Genomic DNA, 11,904 nt, shown 5'->3' on the forward strand with positions numbered 1-11,904 from the left:
CCAGGGCCTGTGGCGGGCCCTGGCCGCGTCAGGTGAAGCGCGCGAACGGGTCCACCAGCGAAGCGATGGTGGGCGTGCCCGGCACCCCGACTGCGGCCGCGTTGCCGCGCCGCGCCATCTCGGGCTCCACAGTCACGGGGGCTGCCGCCAGGGGCTGCATGGGCCGCCCGTAGACGCGCCGCACCCGGTCCTCCAGCGTGGGGTGGGTGTCGAGCCGGCGCTCCAGCCGGCCGCCACCTTCCACGTCCACCAGCAGCATGTGCTGCACCGAGGGCAGGGCCAGGCCGGTGTGGCGGTGGTCCTGGGCGTAGCCGGCGGGGGTGTCGCGGCGCTGGCCCATCACCTTGCGCAGCACGCCGCCCAGGCCGTCCTTGCTGCGCGTCCACTGCACGGCACGGGCATCGGCCAGGTACTCGCGCTGGCGCGACACGGCGGCCTTGAGCATGCGCCCCGTGAGCCAGCCGGCAAAGCCCGCCAGCATGATGGCAGAGCCGAACCACCAGGCCAGGCCGCGCCGCTCGCGCAGCGTGTCGCCGAAGTTGTAGACCAGCTCCAGCCCGAACACCATGCCTGCCAGTTGCATCTTCAGCCGCGTATCGCCCTCGTGCAGGTGGCTCAGCTCATGGGCCACCATGCCCTGCAGCTCTTCGCGGTTGAGGTAGTCGAGCGCGCCCTCTGTGACGGCGACCACGGCGTCCTTCTCGTCCCAGCCCGCAGCAAAGGCGTTGATGGCGTCGACGCGCGGCACCACCATCACCTCTGGGCGGCGCATGTTGGCGGCAATGCACAGCTCGTCGACGATGTTGGCCAGGCGCTGTTCGGCATGCGAAATCGAGGGCCGCAGCTCGCGTGCCCCGGCCCGCGTGGCCAGCTTGACGCCGCCGGCCCGCAGGTTGGAGGTCTCCACCCACCAGCCGCCCAGAATGAGCATCAGCGACACGCCCACGTTGGCGGCCAGAAAGCCCGCGGGATAGGGCAGGTTGCCGGGCAGCACGGCCGCCATCAGCAGCCAGGCCACCACCAGTGCCCCGTGCACGGCTGCCACCAGCAGCACCACGGCGATGGCAAAGCCCAGCAACAGGCGGCGCGTCTCGCTGCGCGCACTCTCTTGTTGGTTCCAGAATTTCATGGGTCAGTCCCCGCGCTTGCGTGGACTGCTCAGAACTGGACTTTGGGAGCAGCGCGCTCCTCTGCGCTTTGTGTCGATTCGAGCATGGGCGAGCTCACGAAGCCGAGCAGGCGCGCCACGATCAGGTCGGGGAACTGCTGGGCCTGGTCGTTGAACTCCAGCACCTGGTCGTTGTAGGCCTGGCGCGCAAAGCCCAGGCGGTTCTCGGTGCTGGTGAGCTCTTCGCTCAGCGATTTCATGGAGGCATCGGCCTTGAGGTCGGGGTAGGCCTCGGCCAGGGCCATCAGCCGGCCCAGGCTGCCGCCGAGCACGCCCTCGGCCGCGGCCAGGGCGCCCAGGGCATTGGCGCTGGCGGGGGCCGCGCGGGCTGCCGTGGCGGCACTCTGCGCATTGCCGCGCGCCTTGACCACGGCTTCAAGCGTGGAGGCTTCGTGCGCCATGTAGCCGCGCGCCACCTCCACCAGGTTGGGGATCAGGTCGTAGCGCCGCTTGAGCTGCACATCGATCTGTGCGAACGCGTTGGCAATGCGGTTGCGCAATTGCACGAGGCGGTTGTAGATCATGATGGCCCATACGAACACGACCACCAACACCGCCGAGAAAATCCAGCCTCCAGTAGACATAGTGCACCTCCGTTGTTGTGAATTGGGGCCTTGTGTGGCAAGGCCGTTTATGGAGGTTCATCTTATAGACGCAGCTTTTGGCAAGGCCCGATAGCTGAAATCTGCAAGGGAATTGCGCCTGGCTGCGCCGTGTGCCACCATGTGAGGTTGCCCGAGCGGTAAAAGCCCAGGGCCGCAGGAGGTACCATCGCCCATGAGAAAAATTTACCAACTGCATGTCGAGGGCAAGCACCCCGACCGGGTTCTGGACGCTGTCAAGCACGACATCCGCAAGTACATCAAGCGCGAGCGGCGCCGCGACATCCCCGTGGGCGCCGACTTCTGGGACTTCGATTGCCGTTTCGGCGCCACGCAGGAGACGGCGGCCGTGGTGCATGTCGCGGCCATCACAGAAGCCATCAACGCCGTGGTGGCCGAGGGCGGCAAGCAGTTCTACATCGAGATCCTGGCCAAGCCGGGCAAGCGCACGGCGCGGCCTGCCGGGGCGCAGGACCCTGCCGAGGACGAGGGCGACGACGCCGAGGATTGACAGCCTGGCCGTTGTCCACGAGCCGGCTGGCCTTTGACGGGGCCACCGGCTTTTTTCATGGCGGGTCGGCCGGACCTGTCTTATTCCGCGGGTGTGGGCGGCTTCTTGCCCTTGGGCCGCGCGGCCAGGGCCGCTGCTTCGGCTTCGGCAGCGGCCAGTGCGGCGCGCAGCTTGTCCTTCTTGCTCGGGCGGCGGCCCTTGATGCCGCCGGTGCCGGGCGCGCCCGGGGCAGCGGGGGCCGGGGGCGGGGCCGGCTCGGTCGGCTCGAATCCGGCCACCACCTCCAGCGGCACGCGGATGCCCTGGCGCTTTTCGATCAGCTGGAAATGTGCCGTGGCCTCGGGCGTCACAAAGCTCACCGCGGTGCCGCTCTCGCCCGCGCGGCCCGTGCGGCCGATGCGGTGCACATAGTCGTCGGCCGAGCGCGGCAGGTCGTAGTTGACCACCGCGGGCAGTTGCGCAATGTCGATGCCGCGCGCGGCCAGGTCGGTGGTCACCACCACCTGCCAGCGCTCGTCCTTGAACTCCTGCAGCACCTGCTTGCGCGAGCCCTGGCTCAGGCCGCCATGGAAGGGGCTGGCATAGATGCCGGCCTTGTAGAGCTTTTCGGCCACATGCTCGGCCGCGTACTGCGTGGCCACGAAGACCAGCACGCGCGACCAGCCGTGCTCCTGGACCAGGTGGCGCAGCAGCTGCGTGCGGCGCTTGTCGTCCACCGCGATGGCGCGCTGCGCGATGTCGGGGGTGTGCTCGGGCGTGGCGGCGATCTCCACGCGCACGGGCTGGCGCAGCAGGCCATCGGCCAGGGCCTGCACGGCCGTGGGGAAGGTGGCCGAGAAGAACAGGTTCTGCCGCCTGGCCGGCAGCAGGGCCAGCACGCGCTGCAGTTCCTCGGCAAAGCCCAGGTCCAAGAGGCGATCGGCCTCGTCCAGCACCAGGTGGGCCACCTGGCCCAGGCGCAGGGCGTTGTGCTCCACCAGGTCGAGCAGGCGCCCCGGCGTGGCCACCACCACGTCGGCCCCGCCGCGCAGGGCCATGAGCTGCGGGTTGATGGACACGCCGCCGAATACCACGGCCACCCTGGGGGGCTGCTGCATCAGGTGGCGTGCCAGATCGCGCAGCACCTCGCCCACCTGGGCCGCCAGCTCGCGCGTGGGCACCAGCACCAGGGCGCGTACCGTGCGCGGCGACTGGCCGGTGGTGCCCATCTGCACCTGTTGCAGCAGGGGCAGGCCGAAGGCGGCGGTCTTGCCCGAACCGGTCTGCGCGATGCCCAGCAGGTCCTTGCCATCCAGGATGGCCGGGATCGCCCCGCTCTGGATGGGGGTGGGCGCCGCAAAGCCCAGCGCCTGGGCGGCATGGGCGAGGGCAGGGGAGAGACCGAGGGCGGCAAAGGGCATGGGCTGGGCGCTTGCGCCAACGGGCAAGCGCAGGGTGGATTGGGACAATCCCCCGATTGTCCTGCACTTGGGGCGGGCTGCGCGCAGAGATAATCGGGCCGCATACCTCCACCCACGCTGTTGTTCAAGCCCATGGCCATTCCAACCGATCCCTCCGCCATCACGCATGGCATCCAGCTCGCGGTGGCGCCCGTGTTTTTGCTCACCGCCGTCTCCGGCATGATCGGCGCCGTGGCCGGTCGGCTGGCGCGCATCATCGACCGTGCCCGCACGGTGGAAGACCGCGCCCGTGCCAACAACGACCCCGAATACACCGCGCGCGCTTACGCCGAACTCGGCGACCTGCGCCTGCGCGGGCGCCTGGCCAATGGCTGCATCGCGCTCCTGACCTTCTGCGCCTTCCTCATCGGCATCACCATCATTTTGCTGTTCCTCGGTGAAACCCTGGACTACCAGGCCAACCGCCTGGCCATCGGCGGCTTCCTGGCGGGCGTGGCCTCGTTCCTGCTCGCGCTGGTGTGCTTTCTGGCCGAGACCGTGATGGCCACGCGCCTGCTCAACTTCCACATGCTGCAGAACGAACTGGGCGCCAACCCGGCCGACAAGCCCAAGGAACCCCAATAGGCATGGCTCCCGCACCCAAGAAATCCCTGTCCGACCTCGCCAGCCTGGGCGGCCTGGTCTACTCCACCGAATCGGGCCGCATGTGCCCGGACTGCCGCCAACCCATAGGCCAGTGCGCCTGCAAGGAACTGGCCAAGGCGGCCGTGCCCGCGGGCGACGGCATTGTGCGCGTCTCGCGCGAAACCAAGGGCCGCGGCGGCAAGGCCGTCACCCTGGTCAAGGGCGTGCTGGTCGATGCCGCCGCGCTCGACCAGCTGGGCAAGCAGCTCAAGGCCGCCTGCGGCTGCGGCGGTACGGTGAAGGATGGCGTGATCGAGGTCCAGGGCGACCATGTGGAGCGCGTAATGGCTGCGCTGCAAAAGCTCGGCCACAAGGTCAAGCGCGCGGGCGGTTGAAAAGAAAGAAAGCCGCGCCATGGACGCCGAAAAGCTGCAGAAGCTGGTCACGATGGAAATGCCCTATGGCAAGCACAAGGGCACCTTGCTGGCGGACCTGCCCGGCAATTATCTGAACTGGTTTGCGCGCGAGGGGTTTCCGAAGGGCGAGCTGGGGCAGTTGCTGGCGCTGATGCACGAGATCGACCACAACGGGCTGTCGGATCTGCTCAGGCCGCTCAGGGGCGGCCGTTAGAAGGCGGTATGCAGGACCAAGGCTGATCTATCCGAAGAAGGAACCGAGTGGAGATTGTTGTTACTTTTTTGATCCTGGTGGCGATCGTTGCGCTGGTGGCCATGGGCGACATCGTTCTCGTGGTCCAACAAATCAGGGCCAGGAGATTGAAGTCCCCGAAGATCACAGTGGTGAAAGAGGTTGACGAATTTCCCGCCACCCAGCGGTTCATGGGCGTCGACGGGCTGGCCGGAATTGCCATTGATGAGCTGAACAAAAAGTTGTGCCTGATCCTGGATGGAGGCACTCCCGAACAGAGCTCCAGAAACGTTGTCGGTTATGGAGACATCTTGGCGGTGGAAGTCTTTGAAGACAAGGATCCAAACCAGGGCGTCAGCGTCAACAGGATCCTGCGCGTGGAACTGCACATCATCGTCAAGAGCACTTCCACACCTACCCACACCATTGTGTTCCTTGATCGTAGGACGTTTGCCTACACGGCTGCGTACAGAAGCGCAATCAAGCAGGCACGCCATTGGCATGGCGTGCTGCAGGCTGCCGCAGACTCCCATGAGATCCATGCAACCCGTGAGCAAGAGCAGGAATCCGCTTCCGCGTTGCCAGTTCATTCTGTGGCCGATGAACTCCGAAAACTCGCCCAGCTGCGCGACGAAGGCGTGCTGACCGAGCAGGAATTCCAGCAGCAAAAAGCCAGGCTGCTGGCCTGAGGTCCATGCAGCCTGGCTTTCTTCCTGCGTCAGCGGGTGGAGGCTTGCAGCACCGCCCTGTGTTCCCGCAGGAATTCACGCACCCCTTGCGGCGCCCGCCTGGTCAACTGTTCGAAGCCGCCGGCCACCGTGCCCATGGCACCGCTGGCCATGCCGCGCTCCAGATAGACCATCACACCGGCCATCGGTGCAGGCATGCCGGTGGCTTCCAGTTGCATGCGGTAGTCCTCGTCGCTGACTTCCTCCACGCGGATGCGCACACCGAACTCCTGGTGCACGATGTCGACGACATCCAGCGGGCTCAGTGCCTCGGGGCCGGTGATGTCCAGCGTGTCCGGGTCCTGCACGTCGCTCTGGGCCAGCGCTTCGGCCGCCGCCACGGCGCATTCCGCGCGGGGGATATAGGCCACACCGGCATCGCGCCGCAGCGTGTGCCATACGCCGCGGGCCAGGGCGAGGGGCAGGGTGGTGAGCAGCATCTCGGCATAGAAGGCATTGCGCAGCACCACGCGCTCCGGGATGGCGCATGCGGCCAGCATCTGTTCTGTGGCCCGGTGGTCGGCCACCAGCGCATCGAGTGCACCACCGGGACGCTGTTGCAGTGAGGTGTAGACGATGCGCTGCACGCGCGCGGCCATGGCGGCTTCGATGGCATGGCGGTGATGGGCCACGCGCACCGGGCCGGCGTGATCGCTGCCGGTGCTTACCAGCAGCATGCGCTGCGCGCCCTGGAAGGCGGTGGCGAGGCCGTCCGGCTGGCCAAGATCGGCGTGCCGGACCTCCATGCCGGCTTGGGCCAGCGCTTGCGCGCGCTCCGGCGTTCGTGTGGTGCCGATGAGGTGAGCAGGGGGAGGCGTGTGCGCGAACAGATGCTCTGCGGCAAGGCGTGCGAGATGGCCGCTCACGCCGGTGATGAGAAGGGACGAGGGAAGGGTTGTCGTTGTCGAATGCATGACAGGTCTTTCGATGGCCCTGGCGGCCCACTGCGCAGCGAATGCACTTGAAAGCGGGAACGGAACCGCCGGAACAAGGGTGTGGAGCAGCCGCGGGCCAGCGGCGCTGATCCGTTGCCGGCAGCGCGGTCCGTTCCACAAAGGGTGCTGATGGTGGCCTGGCCGGGCGTGCGCCGCAGGGGGCGGGCCCGGCGAGTGGCGCGGTTCAGCAGGTCAGGCGATGATGAAGACCAATGTCATGGCGCCAGTATAGGCGCGGTGTTGGGCTTGGGCGCAAGGCCCCAGGCCTTGGTTCAACTGCCCTCGGTCCACAGCACCGGAAACAGCGCATGCGCCATCGGCGCCCCCGCCGGCAGCTCATCCACCAGCCCCGGAAAATCCGGCGAGGTTTTCCAGCGCCGTGGCGCATGGGTGATGTCGTCGCCGATCATGCGCACCGAGAACACGCGGCGCCGGCGCCCAGGCTCCAGGCCGGCCGAGGCGTGCAGCGTGAGCATGTTGAAGGCGATCGCATCGCCCGGCTCCACAGCCCAGCCGCGGATGTCATAAGCCGCGCGGTCGGCCTCGATGTCGGGCAGGTCGGCCAGGGCGCCTTCGGGGAACCATTTCGCCTCGTTGGTCATGAAGGTGCGCGGCATCAGCCAGGGGCCGCGGTGCGAGCCGGCCACCAGCTCCAGCGTGGACGCGCGCGAGACGGGGTCGACGGGGATCCAGAAGCTCACGTTCTGGCTGCCCTCGATGTTGTAGTAGGGCTGGTCCTGGTGCCAGGGCGTGCGCTGGCGCGTGCCCGACTCCTTGGTGAGCATGTGGTCGTGGTACAGCCTTATCTTTTGACTGCCCGTGAGCTTGCCCGCGATTTCGGGCAGTGCCGATTGCGAGATCACGTCCCAGTAGGCGGGGATCTCCTGCCAGTTGCAGAAGTCCTCGATGAAGAAGCCCGGGTCATCGGCCCGGCTGGCCACCTTGGCGCGCGGGCTGGGTGCGGCCAGGTTGGCATCGATGCCTTCGCGCAGCCGTGCCACCTCGGCGGGGCGCAGCACGCCGCGCAGGCAGACCACGCCATCGCGCGCGAACTTCTCGGCCATGGCGCTGGCGGGGGACTGGGCGTTGAATTCGCCAGGGTGGTTGGTCAGCATGGGGGCGACTCCTTTGGATGGGTTGTGCGGACAGGCAGAATCAGTCTAAATTGGCTAGATTCAACCAAATACGCCTGATCGGACAAGCAATCAATGGAGCCAGACAAGATGGAGCAGGAGGCCACTTTCCCGCTGCTGTTCAAGGTCGTGCACCTGCAGCCCGGCAGCGCCGACCCGCCCGACAGCCATGCCGCAGGGCAGTTCGTGCATGCGCTGTCGGGCGTGATCGAGGTGGGCATGGGCGGTCAGGTATTCCTGGCGCCGCCGCAGTACGGCGTGTGGATACCGCCGCACCTGGAGCATGCCTCCCACAACCGCCATGCGGCGAGCTATGCCACGGTCTATGTGCCCGAGCCCTTGTGCGCAGCGCTGCCGGCGCATGCCTGCACCATGGTCATCAGCCCGCTGATCCAGGCCGTGCTGGACACCTTGCGCGAGCGCGGCATCGGGGCCCCGCACAGCGCGCCCGAGCAGCGCCTGTTCGCGGTACTGCTGGACGAACTGCGCGTGGCGCCGGGCCACGACAGCTACCTGCCGACCTCGCAGGACCCGCTGCTCGCACGGGTGCTCGATGCCCTGCAGGCGAGCCCCTGGGACGGCCGCTCGCTGGCCGAATGGGCCGCCAGCGTGCACACCACCGAACGCACCCTGGCGCGGCGCTGCGAGCGTGACCTGCACATGTCCCTGGGCGAATGGCGCCAGCGCCTGAAGGTGGTGCGCGGCATCGCGCTGCTGGAGGCTGGCCGTGCGGTCAAGGAGGTGGCGCTGGAGCTGGGCTACAGCGCGCCCTCGGCCTTCATCGCCATGTTCCACAAGCAGCTGGGCATGACGCCGCAGGCCTATCTGCGGCAAAAGACCGGCTGACGGACCGCGCTCAGGTCTTGGCGGCGCGCGACTTCGGCGCGATGAACCCCGTGGACAGCCCCACGCCGCAGACGATCACGGCCGCGCAGACCAGCATCCACTGCGTGATGCGCTCGTCGAGGAAGGCCACGCCATAGAAGGTGGCGAACACCGGCAGCAAGAAGGTGACCGTGAGCGCGCGTGCCGGGCCGGCGCGCTCGATCAGGCGAAAGAACAGGAAGTAGGCGACCCCCGTGCACAACACGCCCAGCGCCGCGATGGCCAGCCAGGCGCGCAGCGAGGGCATCTGCTGGGGCCAGTACAGGATGGCCGGCACGGCCAGCAGCAGGGCTGCGCCGATCTGGCTGCCGGTAGCGGTGGCCAGGGGCGGCACCCCGGTGAGGTAGCGGCGCGTTGCGCTGGCGGCGATGCCGTAGCACAGGCAGGCCAGCAGGCAGGCGCCGATCGCCCACAGGGCCGCGTGGTTGTCCGCGCCGTCGCCGTCGCGCAGCCCGGCGCTGCCGCTGGCCAGCATCACCACACCGATGAAGCCGATGGCCAGACCGACCAGGCGCCAGCCGCTGGGCCGCTCGCGGAACCAGACCCAGGCCACCAGGGCGCCGAACATCGGCGTCGTGGCATTGAGCACCGCTGCCAGGCTGCTGTTGATGGTGAGCAGCGCAAAGCTGAACAGCGCGAACGGCAGGCCCGAATTGAACACGCCCAGGGCCATGCTGGCGCGCCAGTGCTGCACCAGGGCCGGCCCTTGCCCGCGGCTCATCATGAGGGGAAACAGGAAGAGGGCGCCGATTCCCACGCGGGTTGCCGCGGTCGGCAGCGCCCCGAACTCGGCGGCGCCCATGCGCATGAACAGAAAAGATGCGCCCCAGAGCGCGGCCAGCAGCAGCAGATCGACCATCCAGGCCTTGGCGCTGTGGGTAGAGGTTTGCGGCGCGGCCTGCGTGCCCGCGGGGGATGGAATGGCTGTTTTGCTGTTGTTCATGGGGGCCTTTGTCTCCCTGGTGTCTCAGCCTGTGATTGGGCGCCAGATCGCCGGCACCATTGATGCTATTTGTTCACCAATCGAGTCCGCATCGCTCATCAATCGCGCAACATGAATGGCTGCGCACGCGGCACCGAAAAGCGTGAACTACTTCACAGGCATCTTCGGGGGGCAGGGCTATGATTTCCCCGTCGACCCACCCGTAGTCGATACCTCCCTTGTGCAAGCAAGTTGCCCGCCCAGTGCGGGCTTTTTTTGCGCGGTGCAGTGGCGGCGGCCTACTCCGGGGTCGGCATCGACTCCCAGTATTCCATGATCTCCAGTTGCTTGCGCAGGTACACAGAGGGTATGGCCTGCGTACCCCACACCGGAATGCGCCCGGCGAACTCGCCCATCAGCCAGATCTGCCGCACGGGGAGAAAGCGGGTGATCGCCTCGAAGTCCGCCGGCGCCAGCGGGCGCACGCTGCGGTAGCCCGCGATGTAGCGCTGCCAGCGTGTGAGCCCCGCCTCGTCGAGCACACTGCCTGCTTTGCGCGGAAGGGTGTTCCACAGGTAAACGCAGAGGTCATAGGCCAGCAGGCCAGGGCCGGCGTCGTCGAAGTCGAAGAACGAGGCCACGCGCGTGCCACCGGGTCCATCGGGCCCATCGGTCACGAAGTTGTTGCCGCCGTGGCAGTCACCATGGCAGGCCACGCGGGCAAGCTGGGGCAGCAAGGCGGTGATGCGCTCGGCCAGGCGCCCGGCAAGCGCGGTGTAGCCGGCGCGCAGGGCTCCGTCCATGGTGGGCGCCGCGCACAGCCATTCCAGTGGCGCATGCAGCAGGTGCTGCAGGTCGAGCCGGTACCGGCTGGGCGGCCCCGCGTAGCCCTGTGCCAGTTCGTGCAGCAAGGCCAGGCCACGGCCCGTGGCTTCGGTGTCGGGCACGGACTCTCCGGGCCCTTGTCCGTCCAGGTACTCGAACAGCACCAGATCGCGCGGCCCTTCGGGCAGTGGCATGGCGACGCAGGTGGATCCGCCGCGGGCCATGAGGGGCGCCGCCACGCCAGCGCCCGCTGCCTTCAGGTGCCGGAGCATGGCTGTTTCATACGCCGTGTTGGGCGCGCCGCGGGGGCGCTCGGCGCACAACCGCGCTACCGCGCGCAGCCCGTCGGCAAAGTGCAGCTCGTACACCTGGTTGAAGCCGTGCCGCACCAGGACACAGTGAGTCACCTCGCCCAGTGCGTAGTGCTCCATCACCTGGCGGGCAATGGCCCCACCCGTCGGGGTGGACTGGGCGATCTCGGTAGGGGCTGCGGCGGTCATGGGCGGGGCCTGTGGAGGGAGGGCCGGCGATTCTGCCTGAAGCCACGGCGCCCTGCGGGGGCTCAGAACACGCTCCCCGCCACGGTGAAATCGGCTTCCCGCGCGGCGATGTCGCGCAGCGTCGCCACCAGCGGCCGCAGGTCGTCGCGGCGGTGGTGCACGGCATAGTCCAGCAGCCCCAGGGGCACGGGGCTCTTCAGTTGCTGCAGCACGCCGCGCCGCTGCAAGGCGCGGGCCCAGCCCTCGGGCAACAGGCCGATGCCGCCGCTGTGCGCCAGCAGGCCGGCGATGGCGCCCCAGTGGTTGCAGTGCAGGCGGCGCAGGGGCTGGGCGCCGGCCTGGCGCAGCCAGTCGTCGATGAGCTGGGTGACGCCCGAGCCTGGCGGCAGGGCGACCAGCGGATGGGTTTGCAGCGCGGCGGCATTCATGCTGCGCACGCTGGCGGCGACCTCGGGCCGCGCGCACCAGGCAAAGGTGGCCTGGGCGATCGGCACGGCAGTCAGGGCGCTGCGGCTTGCGGGGCCGGCGATCACGGCCACGTCGAGTTCGCCCTTGTCCAGCCGCTCGGCCAGGGCGGCGCCTACATCCACATGCACGCTGACCTCCAGGTCGGGGTGGGCGCGTTCGATGGCGGCCACCAGCCGCGGCAGCCAGGTCAGGGCCGTGAGCTCGCCCACGCCCAGGCGGCAGGGCCCGCGCAGGCCGGTGGTGGCACCCATCTGCTGGTGCAGCAGGTCGGCTTGTTGCAGCAAGGCGCCCGCCAGCGGCAGCAGGCGCGAGCCCGCCTCGGTCAGCGCAGCGCGGTGGCCCGTGCGGTCGAACAGCACCTGGCCCAGCGATGCCTCCAGCTCGGCAATGCGCTTGGACAGGGACGACACCGACAGGTGCACGCGCTCGGCCGCCAGCGCAAAGCTGCTGCAGGTGGCGGCCCAGTAGAAGGCTTCGAGTTGCTTGAGCGTCATGGGTTTAATGTTTCATTTTAGCGAACGTATTGTGATCAATAAATTCGCTTTCTTGAAATCT

General features: G+C 68.1%; 14 protein-coding genes. 6 read left to right on the plus strand and 8 right to left on the minus strand.

Annotated elements, in window-relative coordinates:
- Positions 1-28: 28 nt before the first annotated feature.
- Together HNP48_RS32280 and HNP48_RS32285 are read right to left on the minus strand one after the other, a co-directional pair.
- Entirely contained in the window at positions 29-1,129 is a 1,101-nt protein-coding gene (locus HNP48_RS32280) for a M48 family metalloprotease (RefSeq protein ID WP_184865160.1), read from the minus strand.
- A 29-nt stretch (positions 1,130-1,158) separates the two neighbouring features.
- The gene (locus HNP48_RS32285) at positions 1,159-1,752 is read right to left on the minus strand and encodes a LemA family protein (protein ID WP_184865163.1); all 594 of its coding nucleotides are present in this window, start codon (positions 1,750-1,752) and stop codon (positions 1,159-1,161) included.
- A 193-nt stretch (positions 1,753-1,945) separates the two neighbouring features.
- Here HNP48_RS32285 and HNP48_RS32290 point away from each other — a divergent pair, with 193 nt between their 5' ends.
- Positions 1,946-2,281: a DUF6172 family protein gene (locus HNP48_RS32290; protein ID WP_184865164.1), complete on the plus strand. Its 336-nt coding sequence runs from the start codon at positions 1,946-1,948 to the stop codon at positions 2,279-2,281.
- Positions 2,282-2,361: 80 nt separating this feature from the next.
- Here the strand turns inward: HNP48_RS32290 and HNP48_RS32295 are convergent, their stop codons facing one another.
- Positions 2,362-3,681 (minus strand): DEAD/DEAH box helicase, encoded by a 1,320-nt coding sequence (locus HNP48_RS32295; protein ID WP_184865166.1) that lies wholly within the window; start codon positions 3,679-3,681, stop codon positions 2,362-2,364.
- A gap of 132 nt (positions 3,682-3,813) precedes the next feature.
- On the opposite strand from HNP48_RS32295, the gene HNP48_RS32300 reads away from it, so the two are divergent.
- From HNP48_RS32300 to HNP48_RS32315, 4 genes are read left to right on the plus strand one after another with little or no spacing between them, the layout of a single operon-like run.
- Positions 3,814-4,305: a DUF2721 domain-containing protein gene (locus HNP48_RS32300; RefSeq protein WP_184865168.1), complete on the plus strand. Its 492-nt coding sequence runs from the start codon at positions 3,814-3,816 to the stop codon at positions 4,303-4,305.
- A 2-nt stretch (positions 4,306-4,307) separates the two neighbouring features.
- The gene (locus HNP48_RS32305; protein WP_184865170.1) at positions 4,308-4,700 is read left to right on the plus strand and encodes a translation initiation factor Sui1; all 393 of its coding nucleotides are present in this window, start codon (positions 4,308-4,310) and stop codon (positions 4,698-4,700) included.
- Between the two features lie 19 nt (positions 4,701-4,719).
- Positions 4,720-4,935, plus strand: coding sequence for a DUF3820 family protein (locus HNP48_RS32310; protein ID WP_184865171.1), 216 nt, complete (start codon positions 4,720-4,722; stop codon positions 4,933-4,935).
- A 47-nt stretch (positions 4,936-4,982) separates the two neighbouring features.
- Positions 4,983-5,642, plus strand: coding sequence for an SHOCT domain-containing protein (locus HNP48_RS32315; RefSeq protein ID WP_221480431.1), 660 nt, complete (start codon positions 4,983-4,985; stop codon positions 5,640-5,642).
- Between the two features lie 29 nt (positions 5,643-5,671).
- Here the strand turns inward: HNP48_RS32315 and HNP48_RS32320 are convergent, their stop codons facing one another.
- Together HNP48_RS32320 and HNP48_RS32325 are read right to left on the minus strand one after the other, a co-directional pair.
- Positions 5,672-6,595, minus strand: a complete 924-nt coding sequence (locus HNP48_RS32320) for an NAD(P)H-binding protein (protein WP_184865173.1) — start codon at positions 6,593-6,595, stop codon at positions 5,672-5,674.
- A gap of 293 nt (positions 6,596-6,888) precedes the next feature.
- The gene (locus tag HNP48_RS32325; protein WP_184865175.1) at positions 6,889-7,731 is read right to left on the minus strand and encodes a phytanoyl-CoA dioxygenase family protein; all 843 of its coding nucleotides are present in this window, start codon (positions 7,729-7,731) and stop codon (positions 6,889-6,891) included.
- A gap of 93 nt (positions 7,732-7,824) precedes the next feature.
- On the opposite strand from HNP48_RS32325, the gene HNP48_RS32330 reads away from it, so the two are divergent.
- Positions 7,825-8,595 (plus strand): helix-turn-helix domain-containing protein, encoded by a 771-nt coding sequence (locus HNP48_RS32330; protein ID WP_184865177.1) that lies wholly within the window; start codon positions 7,825-7,827, stop codon positions 8,593-8,595.
- Between the two features lie 10 nt (positions 8,596-8,605).
- On the opposite strand, the gene HNP48_RS32335 is transcribed toward HNP48_RS32330, so the two are convergent.
- From HNP48_RS32335 to HNP48_RS32345, 3 genes are all read right to left on the minus strand, one after another.
- On the minus strand, positions 8,606-9,577 hold the full coding sequence (locus tag HNP48_RS32335) for a DMT family transporter (RefSeq protein ID WP_184865179.1): 972 nt from the start codon (positions 9,575-9,577) through the stop codon (positions 8,606-8,608).
- 278 nt (positions 9,578-9,855) lie between these two features.
- Positions 9,856-10,881: a phosphotransferase enzyme family protein gene (locus HNP48_RS32340; protein ID WP_184865180.1), complete on the minus strand. Its 1,026-nt coding sequence runs from the start codon at positions 10,879-10,881 to the stop codon at positions 9,856-9,858.
- 62 nt (positions 10,882-10,943) lie between these two features.
- A complete protein-coding gene (locus HNP48_RS32345) occupies positions 10,944-11,843 on the minus strand; it encodes a LysR family transcriptional regulator (protein ID WP_184865182.1) in 900 nt (299 codons plus the stop codon).
- Between the last annotated feature and the right edge of the window lie 61 nt (positions 11,844-11,904).

Origin of the sequence: Acidovorax soli, from assembly GCF_014207955.1 — a bacterium.
In the GTDB taxonomy this organism is placed as follows: domain Bacteria; phylum Pseudomonadota; class Gammaproteobacteria; order Burkholderiales; family Burkholderiaceae_C; genus Acidovorax; species Acidovorax soli_A.